The organism is uncultured Serinicoccus sp., from assembly GCF_947500995.1.
Classification (GTDB): domain Bacteria; phylum Actinomycetota; class Actinomycetes; order Actinomycetales; family Dermatophilaceae; genus Ornithinicoccus.
The window spans coordinates 118,535-142,311 of sequence record NZ_CANMUA010000010.1 but is presented as its reverse complement, the minus strand read 5'-3'; the positions used below and the strand labels follow the sequence as shown (position 1 = coordinate 142,311).

At 72.5% G+C, this 23,777-nt stretch carries 20 protein-coding genes; 6 read left to right on the top strand and 14 right to left on the bottom strand.

The window, feature by feature from the left end; genetic code table 11:
* Window positions 1-2 precede the first annotated feature (2 nt).
* The 6 genes from gyrB to dnaA form a co-directional block, all read right to left on the bottom strand.
* A complete protein-coding gene (gene gyrB, locus Q0967_RS15675) occupies window positions 3-2,114 on the bottom strand; it encodes a DNA topoisomerase (ATP-hydrolyzing) subunit B (RefSeq protein WP_299450937.1) in 2,112 nt (703 codons plus the stop codon).
* Between the two features lie 235 nt (window positions 2,115-2,349).
* On the bottom strand, window positions 2,350-2,910 hold the full coding sequence (locus Q0967_RS15670; protein WP_298751973.1) for a DUF721 domain-containing protein: 561 nt from the start codon (window positions 2,908-2,910) through the stop codon (window positions 2,350-2,352).
* Window positions 2,907-4,181 (bottom strand): DNA replication/repair protein RecF, encoded by a 1,275-nt coding sequence (gene recF / locus Q0967_RS15665; RefSeq protein WP_299450915.1) that lies wholly within the window; start codon window positions 4,179-4,181, stop codon window positions 2,907-2,909. The genes Q0967_RS15670 and recF overlap by 4 nt, the downstream gene beginning before the upstream one ends.
* Before the next feature lie 15 nt (window positions 4,182-4,196).
* Window positions 4,197-5,279, bottom strand: coding sequence for a phosphogluconate dehydrogenase (NAD(+)-dependent, decarboxylating) (gene gnd, locus Q0967_RS15660; protein WP_298751978.1), 1,083 nt, complete (start codon window positions 5,277-5,279; stop codon window positions 4,197-4,199).
* 40 nt (window positions 5,280-5,319) lie between these two features.
* Complete coding sequence (gene dnaN, locus Q0967_RS15655; RefSeq protein ID WP_298751980.1) at window positions 5,320-6,453, bottom strand: DNA polymerase III subunit beta; 1,134 nt, start codon at window positions 6,451-6,453, stop codon at window positions 5,320-5,322.
* 489 nt (window positions 6,454-6,942) lie between these two features.
* A complete protein-coding gene (gene dnaA, locus Q0967_RS15650) occupies window positions 6,943-8,448 on the bottom strand; it encodes a chromosomal replication initiator protein DnaA (protein WP_298751982.1) in 1,506 nt (501 codons plus the stop codon).
* Between the two features lie 406 nt (window positions 8,449-8,854).
* Here dnaA and rpmH point away from each other — a divergent pair, with 406 nt between their 5' ends.
* The 6 genes from rpmH (at window position 8,855) to rsmG (ending at window position 12,138) form a co-directional block, all read left to right on the top strand.
* On the top strand, window positions 8,855-8,992 hold the full coding sequence (gene rpmH, locus Q0967_RS15645; RefSeq protein WP_058892008.1) for a 50S ribosomal protein L34: 138 nt from the start codon (window positions 8,855-8,857) through the stop codon (window positions 8,990-8,992).
* 27 nt (window positions 8,993-9,019) lie between these two features.
* Entirely contained in the window at window positions 9,020-9,406 is a 387-nt protein-coding gene (gene rnpA / locus Q0967_RS15640; protein ID WP_299450909.1) for a ribonuclease P protein component, read from the top strand.
* Window positions 9,403-9,792, top strand: a complete 390-nt coding sequence (gene yidD / locus Q0967_RS15635; RefSeq protein ID WP_367181625.1) for a membrane protein insertion efficiency factor YidD — start codon at window positions 9,403-9,405, stop codon at window positions 9,790-9,792. The genes rnpA and yidD overlap by 4 nt, the downstream gene beginning before the upstream one ends.
* Window positions 9,793-9,799: 7 nt before the next feature.
* Window positions 9,800-10,774: a membrane protein insertase YidC gene (gene yidC, locus Q0967_RS15630; RefSeq protein ID WP_298751987.1), complete on the top strand. Its 975-nt coding sequence runs from the start codon at window positions 9,800-9,802 to the stop codon at window positions 10,772-10,774.
* A gap of 61 nt (window positions 10,775-10,835) precedes the next feature.
* Window positions 10,836-11,498, top strand: a complete 663-nt coding sequence (locus tag Q0967_RS15625; protein ID WP_299450907.1) for a R3H domain-containing nucleic acid-binding protein — start codon at window positions 10,836-10,838, stop codon at window positions 11,496-11,498.
* Between the two features lie 4 nt (window positions 11,499-11,502).
* Window positions 11,503-12,138: a 16S rRNA (guanine(527)-N(7))-methyltransferase RsmG gene (rsmG, locus tag Q0967_RS15620; protein ID WP_298751993.1), complete on the top strand. Its 636-nt coding sequence runs from the start codon at window positions 11,503-11,505 to the stop codon at window positions 12,136-12,138.
* A gap of 14 nt (window positions 12,139-12,152) precedes the next feature.
* Here rsmG and Q0967_RS15615 read toward each other — a convergent pair whose 3' ends face one another.
* The 8 genes from Q0967_RS15615 to Q0967_RS15580 all read right to left on the bottom strand — a co-directional run bounded on the left by Q0967_RS15615 (window position 12,153) and on the right by Q0967_RS15580 (window position 23,767).
* Window positions 12,153-13,268 carry a ParB/RepB/Spo0J family partition protein gene (locus Q0967_RS15615; RefSeq protein ID WP_299450903.1) on the bottom strand — a complete coding sequence of 372 codons (1,116 nt, stop codon included), beginning with the start codon at window positions 13,266-13,268 and terminating at the stop codon, window positions 12,153-12,155.
* On the bottom strand, window positions 13,265-14,317 hold the full coding sequence (locus tag Q0967_RS15610) for a ParA family protein (protein WP_298752184.1): 1,053 nt from the start codon (window positions 14,315-14,317) through the stop codon (window positions 13,265-13,267). Before Q0967_RS15610 ends, Q0967_RS15615 begins: the two co-directional genes overlap by 4 nt.
* A gap of 194 nt (window positions 14,318-14,511) precedes the next feature.
* A complete protein-coding gene (trxA, locus tag Q0967_RS15605; protein WP_298751997.1) occupies window positions 14,512-14,835 on the bottom strand; it encodes a thioredoxin in 324 nt (107 codons plus the stop codon).
* Window positions 14,832-15,866 carry a thioredoxin-disulfide reductase gene (trxB, locus tag Q0967_RS15600; protein ID WP_298751999.1) on the bottom strand — a complete coding sequence of 345 codons (1,035 nt, stop codon included), beginning with the start codon at window positions 15,864-15,866 and terminating at the stop codon, window positions 14,832-14,834. The genes trxA and trxB overlap by 4 nt, the downstream gene beginning before the upstream one ends.
* Before the next feature lie 130 nt (window positions 15,867-15,996).
* Window positions 15,997-16,893, bottom strand: coding sequence for a hypothetical protein (locus Q0967_RS15595; protein WP_298752001.1), 897 nt, complete (start codon window positions 16,891-16,893; stop codon window positions 15,997-15,999).
* A 141-nt stretch (window positions 16,894-17,034) separates the two neighbouring features.
* On the bottom strand, window positions 17,035-17,610 hold the full coding sequence (gene sigM, locus Q0967_RS15590; protein ID WP_298752003.1) for an RNA polymerase sigma factor SigM: 576 nt from the start codon (window positions 17,608-17,610) through the stop codon (window positions 17,035-17,037).
* Window positions 17,607-21,359: a murein biosynthesis integral membrane protein MurJ gene (locus tag Q0967_RS15585; RefSeq protein WP_298752006.1), complete on the bottom strand. Its 3,753-nt coding sequence runs from the start codon at window positions 21,357-21,359 to the stop codon at window positions 17,607-17,609. The genes sigM and Q0967_RS15585 overlap by 4 nt, the downstream gene beginning before the upstream one ends.
* Window positions 21,356-23,767, bottom strand: coding sequence for a DUF6049 family protein (locus Q0967_RS15580; protein WP_299450897.1), 2,412 nt, complete (start codon window positions 23,765-23,767; stop codon window positions 21,356-21,358). Before Q0967_RS15580 ends, Q0967_RS15585 begins: the two co-directional genes overlap by 4 nt.
* Between the last annotated feature and the right edge of the window lie 10 nt (window positions 23,768-23,777).

Here is a 23,777-nt window from a genome sequence, read left to right as displayed (position 1 = left end):
CCTCAGATGTCCAGAAAACGGACGTCCCGGGCGTTGCGCTGGATGAACGCCCGCCGGGACTCCACGTCCTCGCCCATGAGGATCGCGAAGATCTCGTCGGCCTTGGCGGCGTCCTCCAGCGAGACCTGCAGGAGGACCCTGGTGTCCGGGTTCATCGTGGTGTCCCACAGCTCGCTGTAGTCCATCTCGCCGAGGCCCTTGTAGCGCTGCACCCCGGTGTCCTTGGGCAGGCGCCAGCCCTTGACCGCTCCGTCCTCCAGGAGGGCGTTGCGCTCCCGGTCGGTGAAGGCGAACTGGTGCTCGGCGTTGGTCCACTTGACCCGGTAGAGCGGCGGCTGCGCGAGGTAGACGTAGCCGGCCTCGATGAGCGGCTTCATGAACCGGAAGAGCAGCGTGAGCAGCAGGGTCCGGATGTGGAGACCGTCGACGTCCGCGTCGGCCATGAGCACGATCTTGTGGTAGCGCGCCTTGGAGATGTCGAAGTCCTCGCCGATGCCGGTGCCGAACCCGCTGATGAGGGCCTGCACCTCCTGGTTGGCGAGGATCTTGTCGAGGCGGGCCTTCTCGACGTTGAGGATCTTGCCGCGGATCGGCAGGATCGCCTGGTTGTGCGGGTTGCGGCCGCGCACCGCCGAGCCGCCGGCCGAGTCGCCCTCGACGATGAAGACCTCGGAGATCGTCGGGTCGTTGGACTGGCAGTCGCGCAGCTTGCCGGGCAGCCCCCCGGACTCGAGCAGGCCCTTGCGCCGGGTGGCGTCCCGGGCCTTGCGGGCGGCGATCCGCGCCGTGGCGGCCTGGACCGCCTTGCCGACGATCTCCTTGCCCTCGCGGGGGTGCGCCTGCAGCCAGTGTCCGAACTCCTCGTACATCGCGGTCTGCACGAAGCCGCGCACCTCGGAGTTGCCGAGCTTGGTCTTGGTCTGGCCCTCGAACTGCGGCTCGCCCAGCTTGACGCTGATGACCGCGGTCAACCCCTCGCGGATGTCGTCACCGGTGAGGTTGGGGTCCTTCTCCTTGAGCAGCTTCTGCTCCCGGGCGAAGTCGTTGACCATGCGGGTCAGCGCCGACCGGAACCCCTCCTCGTGGGTCCCGCCCTCGTGGGTGTTGATCGCGTTGGCGTAGGTGTGGACGGCCTCGGTGTAGGCGCCGGTCCACTGCATCGCGATCTCCAGGCTGAGCATGCGGCTCTCGTCGGCGCTCTCGAAGGCGATGACCTCGGCGTGCACGGGCTCGCTGCGCTTGGACTTGTTGAGGTAGGTGACGTAGTCGAGCAGGCCGTTGTCGTAGCGGTAGGTGTGCGAGCGGCCCGTGCCCGCCCCTGCGCCACCGCGCTCCAGACCGGGGGTGGTGCCGTCGTCGTCGGCCTCACCCTCCCCGTCCATGGGGTCGTCGTCCAGGGCGTCGACGTCGACCTGCACCTCGCGGGGACGCTCGTCGACAAGGGCGATGGTCAGGCCCTTGTTGAGGAAGGCCATCTGCTGGAAGCGCGCCCGGATGGTCTCGTAGTCGAAGTCGACGGCGTCGAAGATGTCCGGGCTGGGCCAGAAGGTGATCGTCGTGCCGGTCTGCCGGTCGGCGTCCGAGGCGGGCTCGTGCTCGGCCAGGGGCGCCTGGGGCACGCCCAGGTGGTAGGTCTGGGTGAAGACGGTGCCGCGCTGGCGCACCTCGACGTCCAGCCGCTCGGAGAGCGCGTTGACCACCGAGGACCCGACGCCGTGCAGCCCGCCGGAGACCTTGTAGCCGCCCCCGCCGAACTTGCCGCCGGCGTGCAGCTGGGTGAGGACGAGCTCGACGGCCGGCTTCTTCTCCACCGGGTGGATGTCGGTGGGGATGCCGCGCCCGTTGTCGCGCACCCGCACCGCCCCGTCGGCCCGCAGGGCCACGTCGATGCGGTCGGCCTCGCCCGCCAGCGCCTCGTCGACCGCGTTGTCCACGATCTCCCACACCAGGTGGTGCAGGCCGCGAGCACCGGTGGACCCGATGTACATCCCCGGTCGCTTGCGGACCGCCTCGAGGCCCTCGAGGACCGTGATCGCCGAGGCGTCGTAGGCCGAGGCCGTGGCGAGCGACTCCGGTGCCCCGGACTGCGGTGCCGTCTCCGGGAGCTCCGGCATGGCCGGGTCCTCGGTGACGTCGGAGATCGCTCCGTGCTCTGGTCCGGCACTGGACAAGGGGGCTCCTCGGGTGGATGTGTCAAAGACGTCTCAGTCTACCCTTTCCACCGCGCGGATCCGAGTTTCCCCGGCGTGTGCCCCGTCCTCTGGGCCGTCCCAACGGCGGTGTGAGCGGAGTGACCCTCGATCAGGCATCCCCCCACGCACCCGGGGTCGCGACCGCCAGGAGCGCGTCTCAGCCGTAGGTGTCCCGCGGCCCGCGCCCCCCGGAGGACAGCGGCCCCTTGCGCCAGTGCGGCCCGGCCGGCCCCTGCACGACGATCTCGGCGACCACACCTTCCCCCACGAGCTCCTCGATCCGCGTCAGCACCGTGGACGTGAGCAACCGCATCTGGGTGGCCCACGCGGTGGAACGGGCGCGGACGGTGAGGGTGCTGCCCTCGAAGGCGACGACCTCCACCTGGTCGGCCACCTGGTCCCCGACGATCGCTCGCCACCGGCCGACGACACCTCCCACCTGCACCTCGCCGGCCCAGCCACGACCGGCGACGAGCCGTTCCATCTCGTCGCCGAGCAGCTGCGGGTCGCGGCGGGACCGCGGGTCGGGCTCCTCCCCGGTGCCCCCACGACGTCGCCGCGAGCGTCCTGGCGAGCCGGGCCGCAGTCCCTTGTCGCGCGCGGTCCGGCGGGCGCGCGAGAGCGCCTCCCGGGCGGCGTCCATCGCCCCGTCGGTGGGAGCGGTGTCCCCGCCGCCGTCACCGCCTGCCGGACCCACCGGCGGCCCTGCGCCCGTCATGGCTGCGCGGCCGCCTGCTCGGGGGCCTCGGCCTGCTGGGCGGACCCGGAGGCCCGGGCCGTCACCGAGCCGAGGGTCACGTCGAAGACCCGGCTCCCGGGGCCCAGCAGCCGCTGGGGCACGTCCTCGGCCACCGCCGCGGTCACCAGCACCTGCTCGCACTCCGCGACGAGCCCGGCCAGCCGTTCACGCCGACCGGAGTCCAGCTCGGCGAAGACGTCGTCGAGGACGAGCACGGGGTCGGTGCCGAGGTCGTGCCGCAGCAGGTCGAAGCCGGCCAGCCGCAACGACAGGGCCAGGCTCCAGGACTCGCCGTGGCTGGCGTAGCCCTTGGCCGGCAGCTCGCCCAGCGCCAGCACCAGGTCGTCGCGGTGCGGTCCGACGAGGCATACCCCCCGCTCCTGCTCCTGCGTCCGCACCGCCTCGATGGACTGGAGGATCGCCGCGGTGAGCTCCTCCTGGGTCGGGACCTCGCCGGCGGCGACGGCCTCGGTGACGTCCGTGCCGGGGTCGAGGCTGCTGCGGTAGGTCGCCCCGGCGCGGGTGTCGCTGTCGCTCAGGGTCCGGTAGGCCTGCTCCAGGTAGGGACGCAGGTCCCGCAGCAGCCGGAGCCTGGCGTAGAGCAGGGCGCCGCCGATCTGCGCGAGCTGCTCGTCGAAGACCGCGAGCGTCGCCAGGGCGCCGTCGCGGGCCTCCTCGAGGGTCTCCCCGGGGGCCAGCCGTGGGCCGCCGGACCGTCGGGTGGGTGCGCGCCACAGGTGCCCGGCCTGCTTGAGCAGGGCGCCGCGCTGGCGCACCGCCTTGTCGTAGTCGGCCCGGACCGCGGACCACCGCGGCTGTCGGGCGACGAGGAGGTCGTCGAGCAGCCGGCGTCGCTCGCCCGGGTCCCCCTTGACGAGCGCGAGGTCCTCCGGGGCGAACAGCACGCTGCGCAGGGTGCCCAGGACGTCGCGCTGGCGGCCGACCGGGGCCCGGTTGAGACGGGCCCGGTTGGCCCGGCCGGGCACGATCTCCAGCTCGACCAGCGACTCCCGGCCGTCCCGCACGACGGTGGCCCGCACGATGGCCGAGCCCGTCGCGCCGGCGCGCACCAGCGGAGCGTCCTGGGCCACCCGGTGGCTGCTCAGGGTCGCGACGTAGCCGGCGGCCTCGACGAGGTTGGTCTTGCCCTGCCCGTTGCGCCCGAGGAGCACGCTGACCCCGGGCTCCAGGTCCACCTCGGCGGCGGGGTAGCTACGGAAGTCGCTGACCTCCAGGTGTGTCAGGTGCACCGCTCTCGCGTCGGCTCAGTGCGCGTCGCCGGTGCCGGAGGTCGGCCCGGACGCGTCCTCGGTGGCACCGGAGCCGGAGGAAGGACCGGCGTCGGGCGACGAGGCCGGCTCGTCGCCCTCCTGGCGGGCACCCGGGCGCTGCTGGCTGTCGGAGTCCTTCTTCTTCGGCTCGGCGCCCCCGTGGACCTCCTTCTGGTCCTGCTCCAGGTCGGCGTCGTCGAGCATCCGGACGTCGTGCCCGCCGAACTGGCCGCGCAGCGCGGCGACGGCCTGCATGGCGGGGGAGTTCTCCTGGCGGGAGGCGAAGCGGGCGAAGAGCGCGGCGCTGATGACCGGCATCGGGACCGCGTTGTCGATGGCCTCCTCGACCGTCCACCGCCCCTCTCCGGAGTCGGTGGTGTAGGCGTCGATGCCCTCGAGCCCGGGAGTGTCGCCCAGGGCGCTGACCAGCAGGTCCAGGAGCCAGGAGCGCACCACGGTGCCGCGGCTCCAGGCCTGGAAGCAGCCCCGGACGTCGGTGACGATGTCCTTGGCCATGAGCAGCTCGAAGCCCTCGGCGTAGGCGTGCATGAGGCCGTACTCGATGCCGTTGTGGACCATCTTGGCGTAGTGCCCGGCCCCGACCTCACCGGCGTGCACGAAGCCCTCCTCGCGGGGGCCCTCGGGGCGCAGGGCGTCGAAGATCGGCATGGCCTTCTCGACGTCCTCGTCCCGCCCGCCGCACATGAGGCCGTAGCCGTTGTCCAGTCCCCAGATGCCGCCGGAGACGCCGCAGTCGACGTAGCCGATGCCCTTGGGCTCCATGAGCTCATCCAGCTCGCGGTCCTCGGTGTACTTGGAGTTGCCGCCCTCGATGATGAGGTCGCCCTCGTCGAGCAGCTCCCCGAGCTGCTCGACCGTGGAGCGGGTCGGCGGGCCGTGCGGGACCATCACCCAGACCACCCGGGGGGGCTCGAGGGCCTGCACCATCGACTCGACGTCGTCCACGTCCCGGAGGTTCTCGTCGAGGTCGAACCCGACGACCTCGTGCCCGGCACGACGCAGCCGCTCGCGCATGTTGTTGCCCATCTTGCCCAGGCCGATCATGCCGATCTTCATCTGCTGCTCCTTCGGTGGGTGGTGATCTGGTGGCGTCGGGTCAGCCCGCGAACCGTACCGGCATGAGGACGTACCGGTAGGAGTCGTCGGCGTCCCCGTCGAGCTCGGCCTGGCCGGAGATCACGGCCGGGCGCGAGGGCTGGGTGAACGACAGCCGCGTGTAGGGCTGCCCGAGGACCCCGAGCCCGTCGAGGAGGAACTGCGGGTTGAAGGCGATCTCGAGCTCCGGACCCTCGAGGGTGGCCTCCACGGCCTCGCTGCCCTGGGCGTCGTCGCCCGTCCCGGCCTCGATCGCCAGCTGGCCGTCGGTGAACCGCAGCCGCACCGGGGTGTTGCGCTCGGCCACGAGTGCGACGCGGCGCACCGCCTCGATGAAGGACTGGGTGTCCACCACGGCGACGCTGTCGACGGAGGAGGGGAAGATCGAGGTGACCTTGGGGTACTCCCCGTCCAGCAGCCGGGTGGTCGTACGACGCCGGCCGGCCTCGAAGCCGACCAGGCCGTCGCCGCGGCCAGCCGCCCCGAGCGAGAGCTCGACCGCCGCGCTGGCGCCCAAGGACTTCGCGGTCTCGGAGAGGGTGCGTGCGGGGATGAGGCACACGTGGTCGGCGTCCGGGCTGCCCGGCGACCACGTGAGCTCCCGCTGCGCCAGGCGGTAGCGGTCGGTGGCCAGCATGGTGATGCGCTCGCCCTCGATCTGGACGCGTACCCCGGTGAGGATCGGCAGCGTGTCACCACGGTCGGCCGCGATGGAGACCTGGTTGACCGCCTGGGTGAACGCGTCACCGGGGACCGACCCGCTGGTCTCCGCCTGCGCCGGCAGCTGGGGGTAGTCGGCCACCGGCATCTGGATGAGGGCGAAGCGGCTCGAGCCGCAGGTCAGTGAGACCTTCGGACCGTCGGTGGACACCTCGACCGGCTTGGCGGGCAGGTTGCGGGCGATGTCGGCCAGCAGCCGGCCCAGCACCAGCACCTGACCGCCCTCGGACACCTCGGCCTCGACGGTGACCGTGGCGGACACCTCGTAGTCGTAGGCGGAGAAGGTCAGGGTGCCCTCGGGGTCGGCCGTCAGCAGGACCCCGGCCAGCACCGGGACGGGGGGACGGCTGGACAGGCCACGTACGACCCACGCCACCGCCTCGGAGAGCACATCGCGCTCGACACGAAACTTCACGACACCTGGAACCTTCCGCACTGTGTGGTCTTCGGGGCAACTCTGCCACGAACCCCCCGGTCCTGCTGCAGCACGTCCCCAGGGACGTAGGAGGATCATCACGGGGACAGAGAGTGTTCGTCATCGTCATCGGGCCTGTGGATCCTGTGGACAACCCGGGTCGAGGGGCCTGTCGACGCAGGTGGGCGGGCGTGCTGGGCCGGGGGCCGGCCTGTGCACACCACGTGCAGGGACCGGTGGAGCGCGAGGTGGTGCCTGGGGACGCAGCGGCGCCCTCCCCAGGCACCGAGGCGCCCTGCACCGTCTTTCCCCATGCTGACCTGCGTCGATGCCCAGCTTCTCCACACCTCGTGCACACCCGGACCACCGGTCTGCGCGCAGGCGGGAGGGGTGGGGGGAGGAACGCGTGTGACGGCGGTGAACGCTGAGCCGCAACTCACAGGGTTATCCACAGGTGTGGACAAGAGCGTGGGCGAGGGGAGCGGCGAGTCAGCGCTGGGAGGCGCGCCGGATGCGCCCGGTGAGCTCGGCGATCTGGTCGTAGAGCGCGCGACGTTCCCCGATCTGGCCCCGGATCTTGCGCTCGGCGTGCATGACGGTCGTGTGGTCGCGCCCGCCGAACTCCTGGCCGATCTTGGGGAGGGAGAGGTCGGTGAGCTCACGGCACAGGTACATCGCGATCTGCCGCGCGTTGACCAGGGTCCGGGAGCGCGAGGTGCCGCACAGCTCCTCGATGGTGATCTGGAAGTACTCCGAGACCTCGCGGATGATCGTCGACACGGTGATCTGGGCCGTCTCGCTGCCCGGGACGATGTCCTTGAGCACGTGGGCCGCCAGGTCGGCGTCGGCGGGCTGGGAGGACAGCGAGGCGAAGGCCGTCACCCGGATGAGGGCACCCTCGAGCTCGCGGATGTTGGTGGTGATGCGGCTGGCGATGTGCTCCAGGACCTCGTCGGGGAGCTGCATACCCTCCTGCGCCGCCTTCTTGCGCAGGATGGCGATGCGGGTCTCGAGGTCCGGCGGCTGCACGTCGGTGAGCAGCCCCCACTCGAAACGGCTGCGCATCCGCTCGGCGAACCCGGACAGCCGCTTGGGCGGCTGGTCGGAGGTGATGACCACCTGCTTCTCGCTGTTGTGCAGCGTGTTGAAGGTGTGGAAGAACTCCTCGACCGTCTGCTCCTTGCCCTGCAGGAACTGGATGTCGTCCACCAGCAGGAAGTCGACGTTGCGGTAGCGGCGCTGGAACGCCCCGGCCTTGTCGTCACGGATGGAGTTGATGAAGTCGTTGGTGAACTCCTCGGAGTTCACGTAGCGCACCCGGACCCCGGGGTAGAGCTTGCGGGCGTAGTGGCCGATGGCGTGCAGCAGGTGGGTCTTGCCGAGCCCGGACTCGCCGTAGATGAACAGCGGGTTGTAGGCGCGGGCCGGGGACTCGGCCACCGCCAGCGAGGCGGCGTGCGCGAAGCGGTTGGACGGCCCGGACACGAAGGTGTCGAAGGTGTACTTGGGGTTGAGCCGCGCCTCGTCGGCGGCGCCGGTGACGGCGGGACCTGCCGGTGTCGCGGGCCGGGGTATGCCGTTGCCCGAGGCGGCCGGTCCGACGCCGTTCCTCGCCTCCGAGGACGCGGGCGCTGCTGCCGACGAGCTGGGCTGGGAGGCCGGCCGGGTGAGCGACTCCCGGCTCAGGGGGTCGTCGTCGGTGTCGTCGGCCTCCTCCTCCACCTGCTGGCGCAGGTCGTCGTCGACGGTGATGGCCAGCCGGATCTCCCGCGCCAGCTCGCGCGAGAGCAGGTCCACGATGGGCTGGCGCAGGCGGGTCTCGAGGAGCTCCTTGGTGTGCGGGTAGGGCACCGCGAGCAGCACCGTCGTGTCCAGGACACCGACCATGCGGGTGATCCTCAGGAACGCCTTCTCCCGAGCCCCGAGCCCGTTGGCCTCGAGCGCCGAGACGACCCGCCCCCAGGTGTCGTCCGCGTCGGTCGAGGGTGAGGACATGGCTGGGCTCAGCCCCCTCTCGAACGGATGACGACGATGCGTGATGGCGGTCGTCCACAGTGTTGTCCACAGGATGTGGATAAAGCGGTGGACATGTGCCGGAAGCGCCGACGCTAACAAGCAGCGACCCTGACCCGCAAGTGGCCTGGTGGGCGATCGTGCTCCGCCCGGCGTGTCGTCGAGACGGGCATCCCGGTCGTCGGCAAGATTCGGAGTTTTCGCGTCGGCGTGGGCGGGACCGGGCGCAGTTTGACCGGCGTGGACGCGCTCCCGTAGCGTGGAGCAGGCCGATTCTCGGCCGCTTTCGCCTGCCCGTGCCTGGACGTCTCCGCCCTCGTGCGCGGGCTTCCGTTGGCGGCCGACCCGGCCCTGCCGACCTGTACCGCCAGCACCGACCGGAGTAGTGATGAGCAAGCGCACCTTCCAGCCGAACAACCGCCGTCGCGCCAAGAAGCACGGCTTCCGCCTGCGCATGCGCACGCGTGCCGGACGCAGCATCCTCAACGCGCGTCGCCGCAAGGGCCGCTCCTCCATCTCGGCCTGAGCCGTCGGCACCGCCGGCGCTGCGTCCATGCTTGCGCGCCGCCACCGCCTGACCTCGGGAGAGGACTTCCGATCGGTCCTGCGGGGTCGCGGTGACGGGCGACGGCGTCAGCGGGCCGGCACCGACCTCCTCGTCGTGCACGTCTGCCTGCCCCGACCCGACGCGACTGCCGTCGCGTCCGTCGACACGTGCCCGCGCGTGGGCTTCGTCGTGTCCAAGGCGGTCGGCAACTCCGTCGTGCGCCACCGCACCGCGCGTCGCCTGAGGCACCTCGTGGCGGACCGGGTGGAGGGCCTCCCCCCGGCCGCGGACGTGGTGGTGCGGGCGCTGGCGCCCGCGGCGCAGGCGACCTCGGCCGAGCTCGGAGCCGCCCTGGACCAGGCCCTTGCGCGTGCTGTGACGAGGCGCTCGTGACCGGCGGACCGTCCGGGGGCACCGGAGAGCAGCTGCGCGACGTCCACCGCGGCGGGGTCGGACCGGGGGAACGCCGCAGCGTTCTCGCTCGTCCTCTCGTGTGGATGGTGCGGATCTACCAGTGGACGGTCTCACCGCTGCTGGGTCCGGTCTGTCGGTACTACCCCTCGTGCAGCGCCTACGGCGTGACGGCGCTCGAGCGGCACGGCCCGGTGCGTGGCGGCTGGCTGACCGTGCGCCGGGTCCTGCGTTGCCACCCGTGGGCGGCCGGCGGCGTCGACCACGTGCCCCCACGGCATACCGACGCCTCCACGTCCGACGCGTCCGGGGACCTCCCCGGGCCCTCCACCTCGGTGGGCGGCTCTGCCGCGCACCGCCGACCCTGAGGACCGCATGGGATTCTTCGACACCCTCCTCTTCCCCTTCATCTGGTTCGACTCCGCCATCCTCGTGGGGCTGGAGTGGTTGCTGACCCGGTTGGGTCTGCCGGACACCAGCGGGTGGACCTGGGTGCTGGCCATCGTCGGTCTCGTGGTGACGCTGCGGGCGCTCCTGACCCCGCTGATGATCCGGCAGATCAAGAGCCAGCGACGGTTGCAGATCGTCCAGCCCGAGCTGATGAAGATCCAGGCGAAGTACAAGGGCAAGAAGGACCAGGCCAGCCAGAAGGCCTTCCAGGAGGAGACGTTCGGGCTCTACCGGGAGGCGGGGGCCAACCCGTTCGGGGCGTGCCTGCCGATCCTCATCCAGATGCCGTTCTTCTTCGCGCTCTTCCGGCTGCTCAACACCGCGGAGACCGTCTCCCGCGGGGAGATCGAGCCGTTGGGTCTCTTCACGCGGGAGCTGGCCAGCAAGATGGCCGGGTCGGAGATCTTCGGCGCGGGCCTCACTTCGACGTTCCTGCACGACCAGGACCTCTCGGCCAAGATCCTCTCCCTCGTGCTCATCCTCGTGATGTCGGGGACGCAGTTCATCACGAGCCACCAGCTCATGCGGCAGAACATGTCGCCCGAGGCCCTCAACAGCCCGATGGCCCGGCAGCAGCAGATCCTCATCTACGTCCTGCCCGTCGTCTTCGCCGTCACCGGCGTCAATTTCCCCGTGGCCCTGCTCATCTACTGGACCGTCAGCAACTTCTGGACGATGGGGCAGCAGTTCTTCGTCATCCGCAACATGCCGGCGCCGAACACCCCGGCCGAGGAGAAGTACAAGGCGCGCATGGCACGCAAGGGCAAGACCGCCCTGGGCGTCCAGCTCAAGAACCCCAACTTCATGGCCGAGCGTGAGGCGGCCCAGGCGCAGGTGCAGGCGCGCGCGGCCGGCCAGCGGGCGCAGCCCAGGAGCAAGAAGCGCCGCAAGAAGCGCTGACGGGCGCCGTCCCTCCGGGACGGCCCCCACCGATCCGACCGTCCTCGAGACAGGAGTGCAGATGAGCACCACGAACGACACCGACACGGCGACCACCGACGAGCAGGTGCAGACCGACCAGCCGACGGCGCAGGAGCCCACCCAGGACGGGCCGGCGCCCGGCGAGCAGGGCGGCACGGGCGACGCGGAGGACGCCGACGCTGATGTGACGCAGGTCACAGCCGAGTCGTCGCCGACGGCAGACCGTGGCGCCTCGCCCGACCTCGTCCGTGAGGGCGAGGTGGCGGCGGACTTCCTGGAGACGCTGCTCGACATCGCCGACCTCGACGGCGACCTCGAGGTGGACGTGGACGGAGACCGCGCCGCCGTGGCCCTCGTCGACTCCGAGGACGGTGCGGCGCCGCGTCGGCTGGTCGGCCCGGGCGGTTCGGTCCTCGAGGCGCTGCAGGAGCTGACCCGCCTGGCCGTGCAGGCCGAGACCGGAGAGCGCAGCCGGCTCATGCTGGACGTGGCCGGCTACCGTGCGGACCGTCGCAGCGCCCTGGTGACCCAGGCGCGGAGTGCCATCGCGGAGGTCAAGGACTCCGGGGAACGTCGGGACCTCGAGCCGATGACCGCCTTCGAGCGCAAGGTCGTGCACGACGAGGTGCTGGCGGCGGGGCTCACCTCGGAGTCCGAGGGCGTGGAGCCCTCGCGCTACGTGGTCATCCTGCCGGCTGACTGACGCCGTGCCGGCCACCGCTGCCGCCCCACCGCCCCCGGACCAGGCGCGCGAGATCTTCGGTGCGCGGCTCCCGGTGGCGACGCGGTATGCCGAGCTCCTGGCCACCACCGGCATCAGCCACGGGCTCATCGGGCCTCGGGAGACGGACCGCCTCTGGGAACGGCACCTGGTCAACTGTGCGGTCGTCGAGGCCCTCTGCGAGGGGGACGCCGAGGTCGTCGACATCGGGTCGGGCGCCGGCCTACCGGGGATCGTCCTGGCCATCGCCCGGCCCGACCTGAGGCTGCACCTCGTGGAGCCGCTGCTGCGGCGCACCACGTGGCTGGAGCACGCCGTCGCCGAGCTCGGCCTGGACAACGTGACGGTGCACCGGGGGCGGGCCCAGGAGGTGGGCCTGGTGGCGCCGGTGGTCACCGCCCGGGCGGTGGCCTCCCTGGACAAGCTCGTCGCGTGGGGCTTCCCCCTGCTCGCCGAGGGTGGCCGGTTGCTCGCCCTCAAGGGGAAGGCGGCCGCCACCGAGCTCGAGCAGGCGCGACCGGTGTTGCGCCGGCACGGGGTGCGCAGCGCGCAGGTGCACGTGCTGGCGGACGGGACTCCCGCAGGTCCCGTCCGGGTCGTGGAGATCGTCCGCCCCGGGTAGGGCGGAGCCGGGGGTCAGTCCGTCGTCGACGACGGACCGAGCTCGTCCCGCCCGAGCAGGTCCAGGATTCGCTCCAGGTCGTCCTGGCCCGCGAACTCGATGACCATCTTGCCCTTGCGGCGACCCATGGAGACCTGGACCCGCGTGTCGAGCCGGCCGGAGAGCGAGCTGGCGATCTGCTCCAGCTCCGGAGACGGTAAGGAACCGGCGCTCCGGCGGCGGACCGGACGGTCCTCGTCACCCATCATGACGATCTCTTCGACCGACCGCACCGACAGGCCCTCGGCGACGATGCGCTGGGCGAGCCGCTCCATGGCGGCGCCGTCGGCCAGACCCAGCAGGGCGCGGGCGTGCCCGGCGCTGAGCACCCCCGAGGCCACGCGTCGCTGCACCATCGGGGGGAGCCGGAGCAGCCGGATCGTGTTGCTGATCTGGGGGCGGGACCGGCCGATGCGTCCCGCCAGCTCGTCGTGGGTGCACCCGAAGTCCTCGAGCAGCTGCTGGTATGCCGCGGCCTCCTCCAACGGGTTCAGCTGAGCGCGGTGCAGGTTCTCCAGCAGCGCGTCCCGGAGCATGTGCTCGTCCTCGGTGGCGCGCACGATGGCGGGGATCGTGGTCTGGTGCGCGGCGCGGGAGGCCCGCAGACGACGTTCCCCCATGACGAGCTCGAAGGGGGGCTCACCGGCCGCCACCTCGGCCGGGTCCGTGGGGCGGACGACGACCGGCTGCAGCACGCCGAGCTCGCGGATGCTGCCGACCAGCTCGGCGAGGTCGTCCTCGTCGAAGACGGACCGCGGTTGCCGCGGGTTCGCCCGGATCTGGTCGAGGGCGACCTCGGCGAACGACGCCCCAGGGACCGGGGCGAGCTCGTCGCCCTGCACGTCGACCGTCGTGGGCGCGCCGTCGTGGTCAGCGCGTGGCTGGCCGTCGTTTCCCGTGGAACCAGCAGAACCGTCGCCGTCCGCGGCACCAGGGGTGTCCGTGACGGTCGGGCGAGGGTGCTCCGCAACGGTGGGGACGCTGTCCCCCCGGGGGAAGAAGACATCCCGCGGACGGTCGAGGTCTCCTGCCGGCTGCTGCGGGATGAGCGCCCCCAGGCCTTTGCCGAGTCCACGTCGTCGGTCGGTCATGAGATCTCCTTGGTGCGGCGCATCTCGGCGGCCGCTTCGGCGTAGGACAGGGCTCCCGTGCTGGTCGGGTCGTAGGTCATCACGGTCTCCCCGTGGCTGGGTGCCTCGCTGATGCGCACGGACCGGGGGATGGCGGTCCGCAGCACGCGGTCCCCGAAGTGCTCACGGACCTGGTCGGCCACGTCGGAGGCCAGGCGGGTACGCCCGTCGAACATCGTCAGGAGGATGGTGGAGACGTGCAGGTCGGCATTGAGGTGCTGCTGGATGAGATCGACGTTCTTCAGCAGCTGGCTCAGTCCTTCCAGGGCGTAGTACTCGCACTGGATCGGGATGAGCAGCTCGCGCGCCGCCACGAAGGCGTTGACCGTGAGCAGGCCCAGACTGGGTGGGCAGTCGATGAGGACGAGGTCCGGGGGATCCGCCGCCGACCCGAGATAGGACTGCACGGCCCGGCGCAGCCGGTTCTCGCGGGCCACCAGCGGGACGAGCTCGATCTCGGCGCCGGCCAGGTCGATGGTGGCCGGCGCGCAGGACAGTCCCGGGACCTGCGGGCAGGGCTGGACCACGTCCGCCAAGGGAACGCCGTCGATGAGGACGTCGTAGATGCCGGCCGTACCGCTGCTGTGCGGGATGGAGAGGGCGGTGCTGGCGTTTCCCTGCGGATCCATGTCGATGACCAGCACGCGAAGTCCGCTCCCGGCCATGGCGGCAGCGAGGTTGACGGCCGTGGTGGTCTTGCCGACGCCGCCCTTCTGGTTCGACACGGTGATGACCCGGGTGCCCTGCCAGGGCTTGACCGTGCCACGCGCGGGAGCCGGGAGTGCAGGAGCGGGCGGGGTTTCCCGTGGAACAGTGCCAGATCCGGCTCGAGGGTGCGCGACCGGTTCGGGCGCGTGGCCCGTCCCAGACACCGTCGCCTCCGGCGCATCAGTATCGGTTCCACGTGGAACCGACGTCTCAGTTCCACGTGGAACAGTTCGTCCGTTGTGCTCAGGGCCCGCCGTCAGGCTGGGCCAGCCGAGGGCGGCCGAAGCGAACCCCTCCAGGATGTCCGCGCGGTCGTCGTCCCTACCCGGCCAGCCGAGCGCTCCGTCGTCATCAGTCATGAGGACCCCATCATCGCTGATCACCGACCCGCCACCAAGTCTGGCGCGCAACCACGAAGCCGTCCACAGGGTGTGGACAAACCCCGTGGACGGCTGTGGATGACGGACGCTGCGAGCCCGTCAGGGTGTGGAGGCGCTCAGGCGGTGAACGGCTCCAGCTCGTTGGCCAGCTTCTTCTTGGGCAGCGCCCCGACGATGGTCTTGACGACCTCGCCCCCGGAGTACACGTGCATCGTCGGGATGCCCGTGATCCCGTAGCTCTGGGTGGTTTGCGGGTTCTCGTCGGTGTTGAGCTTGACGACCTTGAGCTTGTCGCCCCACTCCTCCGAGAGCTCCTCCAGGATGGGAGCGATCATCTTGCAGGGACCGCACCAGGGAGCCCAGAAGTCGACGAGCACCGGCCCGTCGTGCTGCAGGACGTCCTCGGTGAAGGTGGCGTCGGACGTGTGGTTGATGCTCATGAATCTCCTTGTGACACAGCGGTTGCGAGGTGGTGGGACATGCCCTGGGCGTGGTCGCGGGCAGCGAGGTAGCGCTCGGCGTCTAGTGCCGCCGCGCAGCCGGTGCCGGCGGCGGTGATCGCCTGGCGGTAGGTGTGGTCGACGAGGTCACCGCAGGCGAAGACACCCTCGATGCTGGTCTCCGTCCCCCGGCCCTGCACCACGACGTAGCCCTCGTCGTCGAGCTCCACCTGCCCGCGGACCAGCTCGTTGCGGGGGTCGTGCCCGATGGCGATGAACAGCCCGGTGGCGGGGACGTGGCGCTGCTCGCCGGTGACCGTGTCGGCCAGCTGGATGCCGGTCAGCTTGGGGGAGCCCTCAAGCTCGGTCACCGCGGAGTTCCAGGCGAACGAGATCTTGTCGTCGGCCTGGGCGCGCTCGGCCATGATCCGGCTGGCCCGCAGCTCGTCACGGCGGTGGACCACGGTGATGGAGCGGGCGAAGCGGCTCAGGAAGGTCGCCTCCTCCATCGCCGAGTCGCCGCCACCGACGACGACGATGTCCTGGTCACGGAAGAAGGCGCCGTCGCAGGTGGCGCACCAGGAGACACCGTGCCCGGAGAGCTCCTGCTCACGCGGCAGACCCAGCTCGCGGTAGGCGGAACCCATGGCCAGGATCACCGCCCGCGCCTCGTGGACCGTCCCCTCGGCGTCCGTGACCCGCTTCACCGACCCGCTGAGGTCGACCTCCACCACGTCGTCGCGGACGAGCTCGGCGCCGAACCTCTCGGCCTGCTCCCGCATGTCCATCATGAGCTGCGGACCCATGATCCCCTCGGGGAAGCCGGGGAAGTTCTCCACCTCGGTGGTGTTCATCAGGGCGCCACCGGCGGTGACGCTGCCCTCAAAGACCAGCGGCGCCAGGTTGGCCCGCGCGGCGTAGACGGCGGCGGTGTAGCCCGCCGGGCCGGAGCCGATGATGATCACCTCACGGAGGGCGGTGGCGTCACCACCGCCGGAGCCGCTGGGGCGGGGCAGCAGGTCGATGGTCATGGAAGCCTTCCTCGCGGGGGTTGCACGGCGGATCGATGGTCCGGACGTGGGGGTCAACCGATCCTAGGACGACATTGTTCCAGGGGTCCGGTCGGTGCGGTGACGGGCCGGGACGGCGTGCTCGCGACGGTCAGGAGCCCGGGACCGGGTCGCCTTCCGGCTCGAGGGGAGCGATACCCGGCCGTTTGACGCAGGCGTGGGGCACCATCCAGGCGTGCCCGCTGCCGTCCGGGGCCCGGCCGAGGAGGACCACGACCTCCTGCGGACCCTCGTCGGACCGCAGCTGTGCCGGGGCGGCGAACCTCTGCTCCCAGCGCGACGCCACCGCCGGGGGCAGACCGCCCCAGCACTGCGTGGCCTGGGCCGTGGTCAGCGAGGACGAGGCGTCGGCGGCCGCGCCGCCAGCGCTGACCTGAGCCATGCGGACGGCGTAGTCGTCGTGGACCACCACGCCCAGGTCCGGCACGACGGTGGGTGATGCGACCTCGCTCAGGGTCCCCAGGCTGCCGGCGCCGTCGGTGCGTTCCTCGGAGGGGATGGTGGCGTCCTCCTCCGACGCGCCGTCAGCTGCCGTCCCGTCCTCGCCCGCCGAGCCCGAGGTGTCGCCGCCGCCATTCTCCTCCTGGTCGGCGACGGCCGCGTCGTCGGACTCCGCCCGGGAGGGGTACTGCGCCAGCGCCCCGCTGTCGCCGGTGCCCGTCCCGCCGAGGAGCTGGGTGAAGGTCACCGTGGTGATCGCCAGTCCCGCTGCGGCGGCGGCCAGCAGCCCCAGCGTCCGGCCGGGGCGTCGCCGACCCCGCTCGGCGGCGAGGTCGACCACCCGGTCCGCCGACCCCGTCAGCGGGTGGTGGGAGGCGGCGTCGACGAGGTGCTCACGCTCCACCGCCAGACGGGTCTGGATGCGGTGCACGAGGTGTTCGGGCATCGGGCCGGGGTCGGGCAGTCCGGAGAGCAGGGCGCGGACGCCGGTGGGGTCGTGCTCCTGGTCGTCGGGGTCGTGGCCCTCGGGCGGGTCAACGGGGGGCATGGCGCAAGAACCTCCTCTCCTCGTGCGTCGCGGCTGCGTCAGGTCCGGGGTGGCGCCCGGACCGGGGCCCCTGGTGCGGCCCACGGGGATACGACGAGCAGGACGGGGGCGTGGTTCCCTGCCGGTGCGACGCCACGACGGTCACCGCCCCTCGTCCTGCACGTCGAGGTGCAGCAGTCGCGCCATCGCCTCGCGTCCGCGTGAGCACCGGGACTTCACGGTGCCCTGGGCGACCTCCAGGACGTCGGCCGCCTCGGCGATGCTCAGGCCGTGCATGTCGACGAGGACGAGCGCGAGCCGTTGGCCCTCCGGGAGGCGGGCGAGCGCGTCCTGCACGTCCAGACGCACCTCCACCGAGGTATGCCGGTCCCGGGGGTCGACCGGTTCGTGCCCCTCGAGCTCGACGGTGGGTCGGCTCCGCCGCAGGCGGTCCAGGCAGGCGTTGACCGTGATGCGGTGCAGCCAGGTGGTGACCTGCGCGTCGCCACGGAAGGACCCGGCGCGACGGAAGGCGTTGAGGAAGGCGTCTTGGACGGCGTCCGAGGCGAGCTCGGGGTCACGGGTGGTCCGCAGGGCCACCGCCCACATCCGGTCCCGGTGACGGCGGAAGATCTCGCCGAAGGCCTCGTGGTCGCCGTCCTGGTGGCGGCGCAGGAGGGTGAGGTCGTCCAGCCCGGCGAGCTCGGAGGCGCTGCTCACGGTGCCGGTCGGGCTCACCGGACGGTGATCTCGGCCACTCGCACGATCTCACCGTCCGGTCCGGCGAAGGCCCGGGTGAACCACAGGATGACGTAGCGCCCCGTCGCCGGCTCGTCGGGGGAGACGGTCCACGTCCCCTCTGCGGAGTCCTCGCTGCCCAGCTCGGTGGCGCCGTCCAGCGTCGGGGTGTCCGCGACGTAGAGCGTCGCGCCCATGTCGCCCTCCCCGAGCACGACCTCCACCTCCGACACCTCGGTCTCCTCCCCGAGGTCGAGCACGAGACCGGTGCCGCTCTTCAGCGAGCCCCACCCCTCGGACAGGTAGGTGTGCGAGGTCCACTCGGTGCCCTCGTCGCCGTCGACGGCCAGCGGCGCCAGGTCGTTGCGCTCGTCGCCGTCGCCCTCGGGGTCGAAGGACGTGATCCCCTCGATGCTGATGGGCCCCTGCGGCTCGGGGGCCGGCTCCGCCTGCTCGGTGTCCTGCGGTGCGGCCTCGCTCGTCGCGGCCGCGTCGTCGCCCTCCTCGGGCTGCTGCTCGGTCGGAGAGCTCGTGGCTGCGGCTGTGCCGGGATCCTCCTCCGAGCCGCCGAGGCCGCGCAGGACCCCCCAGCCGAGGAAGATGGCGATGCCGAGCAGTGCCAGGGTGATGACGAGGACCATCACGGTCTGCGCCCCCGTCCCCCGCTCCTCCGGCAGGCCCGCAGCGGCACCCGCCGCCGGGCGCGATGCCTGGGCCGTCGTCGTGGTGCGCGCCTGCTCGGCCCGGGCCTGGCTGGCCTCGCCGCCACGCAGGAGGCCGCCCATCGTGTCGTCCGGCCGCGCCGGGCGGGCCCCGGCGGGGGCTGCGGCGGACGCCTCCGTGCGGTAGTAGGGGCGGGGGACCTCGTCGGTGGCGTCCGCGGTCGTGCCGTCGGACCCCGAGCCGTGGGCCTCCGCCCCGGTGGCTGACCCGGTGGCCGCGCCGGCTGCGGCGGAGGCAGCGACCGCACCGCGCGCCGCGTCGTCACCGTGCCCGTCGTGCCCGTCGTGGCGGCGGGGCGTGGCGGGGGTGGCCAGCTCCCCCGGAGGGGTTCCGCGCACCATCTCGGGTGACCAGGGCGAGAGCTGACGGACGAGCTCGCCCGGCGTGTGCGGGGCCGCGTGCAGGTCGGCCTCCGAGCCGTGCGCCAGCCGGCAGAGGGCGTCGAGGTCACCAGGGACCCCCGAGACCAGCTCCGAGGGTGCCGGGAGGGTGCCGTCGGCGAGACGTCGGGCCGGTCGGACGCCCGCCAGGTCCTCGCCGGGCCACCGGCCGGTGAGGGCGGTGTAGAGCAGGGAGACGAGGTCCGCGGAGTCGATGAGCGAGGCCTCGTCCGCGGTCACGTCGTCGGTGCCCTCGAGGGCCGAGGCGACCCCGACACCCGAGACCTTGACGGCGCCCTCGCTCGTGCGCAGGACCGAGTGCGGGTTGAGGTAGAGATGGTGCAGCCCACGGCGCCGGGCCGACTCGAGAGCGGCAGCACTCTCGCCGACCAGACGACGGGCCTCCTCCGCGGGGAGCGGGTGCTCCTCGACCAGCGAGGCCAGGGACTCCGCCTCGGACAACCCCTCCTCGATGATCCAGCAGAGGCCGTCCTCGTCGCCGACGTCCAGGACGCGCACGAGCCGGGGGTCGTCGACCGAGGCGACTCGCCGGGCACCGTCCAGCACGGCGGCCGCGACCTGCGCCGACGGGCCCTCGGAGGGCAGCACGGTGACGGCGACGAGGCGCCCGAGGGTGCTGTCCTTGGCCGACCAGTACTCCAGGCCCCCGCCCTCGCGCTCCGCCAGCAGCTCGTCGAGGACGTAACGGTCACCCAGGCGGGTGCCGACCTCGAGCCGATCCATGCTGGTGTCCTCTCCTGGGCGCGTGCGGTGGTCGTCCCACCCTAGTGTGCCGCGACCGCCCGGCCCGGCTGCTGTCGCCGCGCCGTCCCGGGTCGGGCGATCCGTGGTCGGGCCGCCGGCCGGCTGCTCCTCCAGCCCGGAGAGCGAGGAGGCGGCGTCCGCGGCCGCCGTGGTGTCGACCCGCGCCGGGTCGATGTCGGTGACCGCTGCCGTCGCCCCCCGGGGGGCGAACCGGCGCAGCCCCGGGACCCGACGGAGGAGGGGCGCGGCGACGTCACCGACCTCACGCACCCCGAAGCGGTGGGCGAGGACGGCATACACGACGAGGAACAAGGTCCCCGCCACCGCCAGGGTCGCCGCCGCGCTGACGAAGCCGTCCACCCCCTGCGGCTGGGTCGAGGTGGGGTCGGGCGGCGCACCCCGGTCGAGCAGCCGCATGGCCAGCCAGGCCGGGGCGAGGGCCAGGACGGCGGCGGCGCCCGCCCGCAGGAAGGTGGCCCCGGTGGACCGCAGGCCCAGCGCGGGCAGGCGACGGCGGGCCGCCCGCAGCCCCAGGACCGCGGCCGTCGTCTGGCCGAGCGCCTGGCCCAGCCCCAGCAGGATGGCCACCCGGGCCGGCGCCGCGAAGGCGGCGACGAGGCACATCGTCAGGAGCACCGAGGTGACGGCGACCTGGAAGAGGAACGGGGTGCGGGCGTCCTCGAAGGAGTAGAAGACGCGCGAGCACAGCAGGTAGACGCCGTAGGGCACCAGGCCGACGACCATGGCGACCACGATGGCAGCGATGGCGGCGTGCTCGGCGGGAGTGCTGCCGAAGTAGACGACCCGCACGAGCAGGGGCGCGAAGAGGACCATCCCGAGGGCGATGGGCACCATGGCCGACCCGAGCAGGCGCAGCCCGCGGGAGGTGTGCTCGGCCATCGCGGTGAGGTCGTCGCGCGCGGCGTCCTTGGACAGGACGGGGTAGATCGCGGTGAGCAGGGACAGCGCGATGAGCGAGTGCGGGAGGACGAACAGCGAGAAGGCGTAGGTGTAGGTGATCTTGCCCGGGGCGTCCGGCACCTGGTCGATGACATCGCTGAGCAGGTTGGTGACGACGAGCATCCCGCCCTGGGAGACGGCCATGTCGGCCAGCGCCCAGCCGGCCATCACCCCCGCCGTGCCGAGGCCGACCCCCCGCAGGCCCCACCGCGGACGCCACCGGAACCCGGTGGCCCGGACGGCGGGGACGAGGACGAGCGCCTGCAGCACGATGCCGAGCGTCGCCGACCCGGCCAGCAGGCCGATCATCCCGGGGGTCCAGTCCTGCAGCTCGATCGTGCCCGCGTCGGGGTAGCGGCGCATGAAGACGACGATGCCGACGATGGCGACGATGTTGGCCAGCGCCGGGCTCCACGTGAACGCGGCGAACCGGTGGTGGGCGGCCAGGACCTGCCCCATGACCGTGTGCAGGCCGTAGAAGAGCATCTGCGGGATGCACAGGTAGGCGAAGACGACCGCGAGCTGCAGCTTGGGGTCGTCCCAGGCCCAGGAGAGGGCATACACCTTGGTCACGAGTGGGGCTGCCGCCGTGAAGACGACGGTGCCCAGCACGAGGATGGCGACCGAGAGCGTGATGAGCCGGTCGCTGTACTCCTGGCCCTCCCGGCCCCGGGTCATGGCCCGGGTCAGCTGGGGCAGGAGGAGGACGTTGAAGACCCCCGCCGCCAGCAGGAGGTAGATGGTGTTGGGGATGGTGTTGGCGGTGTCCCACACGCTCCCCGCCGGGGTGAGGACCCCGATGGCGATGCCGAGGAGCGCCATGCGGGCCATCCCCAGCAGCCGGGACGCCAGCGTGCCCCCGGCCATGATGACGCTGGAGCGGGCCAGGGACGAGCTGGAGCCGGTGCCGTTGTCGCTCACGTCGATCCTCCCGGGCCCGCGGTGGGGCCGTCGGTGGGGCCGTCGGGCGCGCTGCGCAGCGCCCGGGCGAGACCGAGGACGAGGACGAGACCGGCGACGCCTCCCAGGACCCAGTAGACCCAGATGCCGGTGGGCTGGACCCGCACCTCGATCGCGACGGGCTCCCCGAGGGTCGTGCCGTCCGGGGTGCTCAGCTGGGCGACGAGCGTCGTCTCCCCGCGGGTGATGGACCGTGCGGTCACGGAGGCGGTCGCCCGGCTGTCGGCGCCGATGTCGACCGGGTCGGGCTGCTGGATGACCTGGAGCCGACCGTTCGTGGCGACCAGCTCGAGGACGACGTCCTCGACCGCGACGCCGAGGTCGTTGACGACGGTGATGCCGATGTCGCCCTGGTTGGTGAGGAAGTTGACGCTGCTGGGGGTGACCCAGATGCCGTCGCGGGTGGACTGGATGTCGTCGCGCACCACGGCGCGGGTCTGCAGCCACCCCTCCTCGTGGCCCCGCCAGACCCCGGACCACAGCGTGTCGAGCACCGGCCGCCAGGAGTCCAGCGCCGTGCTGTCGTCGAGCACCGTCGTCAGGTCGTCGAGCTGCTCGGCGCTGACGGCGAGCACCTCGGCGCGCTCGGGGTCGACGGGGCTCTCGGGGGCCCTCAGCTGCTGGACGAGGTCGCCCAGCACGGCCTCCTGCGGCCCCTCACCGGTCAGGCGCAGCTGCTGGGAGCCCTCGGCCCGGTCCAGGAGGTCCTGGGCCGAGACGGACGAGATCCACGGGGCCTGTCGCCAGCCGTCGCTGAGCTGCTCGAGCATCTCGGTGCTCGCCGGGGTCCGCCGCGGGGGGGCGACGACGAGCTCCCGCACCTCGGTGGGGTCCTCGAGGTGGGTGCCGAGGGTATGGGCCAGGAGGTGCTGGGCGGCGGCACCCGCACCACGCTCCTCGGCCTCCTGCGGGCTCTGGGCGACCAGGGCGCTGGTCCAGGAGTCGGCACCCAGGGCGAGGAGCCCACCGGGCCGCTCCAACGGCACCGCCCCCCGACGCGGCAGGGCGGCCGAGTCGGCGGTGAGGCTCTCCCGCGGCAGGACCACGACCCGCAGGTCCGCGTCGACGCCTCGCACCAGTGCCGTCATCTGCGCCATCTCGCCGGGATCCGGGGCGCCCCCGACCGGCCACGCCACGTCGCGCCGGCCGGTGCTGAGGACCAAGGGGTCAGTGGCGTCGGCGGCCGGGGCGAACAGGTCGGCCACGACGTCCTGGGGAGGTTGGCGACGCCGGACCAGCTCGAGGTCGGGATCGTGCCGGGGCAGCCACCAGAGCTGCTCGTCCGGCAGCCCGGCCAGCGTCGTCGACAGGGTCGCCGCCGCAGCCCGGACGTCCTCGGCGTCGGCGCCGGACGGCTCGGCCGGCGCCGTCGTCTGCTCCGGGGTCGTGGTGGCGACGGCGTCGTCGGGGACCGGCGCCGGGACGGTCTGGTCCGGGGCCGTCGTCCCGTCCTCGGCGCCCGTCCCCTCCGGGGCCGGCGTCTCGGTGGCCGTGGTCGGAGCCTGCGGCGCCGGGGTGGTGGGCGTCGGCGTCGGCTCGACCGAGCCCTCCCGCGGCGTGGCGATGCTGGGCGCCGGTTGCTGGGCCAGCACGGTCGCCGGATCGACGACGTAGGTGACCGCGGGCACGTCCAGCTCCTGCAACCACGCGGTCACCATCGACTCCGGGCCGATGGCGGCGGCCCAGGCCTCGGCGTGTTCCCCGTCGACCGGGCTGAACAGGCCGGGGTCGGCGGGCAGGGCGAGCGGGACCACCCAGGCGGTCTCGAGCGGGTTGGCGACGTCGCCCAGGCCGGCGCTCGACAGCGTGGAGCGCAGCCGGGCGCCCGCCGGCGCCGTCGCCCCGTCGTCCTCCTCCTCGGCGGCGCGCAGGACCAGGGGGAGGACCCCCGCGTCGTCCGGCAGGTCCTCGGTGACCGAGGCGGGGACCTCCACCCGGAAGGGGACGGCGCCGCTGGCCGGCACGACCGGCCCGACGGTGTCGTCCCCGAGGACCACCTCCTGACCCAGGCTCAGCTCGCCGTCGAGCCACTGGCCCACCTGGTCCCGCGAGGTCAGCGAGGTGGCGGACAGGCTGGCGGTGAGCGAGGTCAGCCGGCGCGGCACGGAACCGTGGTTGAGCAGACGACCGGTGAGGGTCAGGGGCTCCCCGGGGACGAGCACGACCGGGTCGACCTCGTCGAGCAGCACCGACACCTCGGTCGTCTCCGTCGTCGACGGCGACCCCGGTGCGGCAGACGCCTCGTGGGTCGTCAGGGGTCCGCCCAGCGGTGCCGCGACCAGGCTCGCCCACACCCCGAGGGCGAGCGCCGTGGCGGGCAGGCGCCGGGGACGCAGCGCCCGTCGCGGGCGGGGAGAGGTGGTGGTCAACGACGTGGCC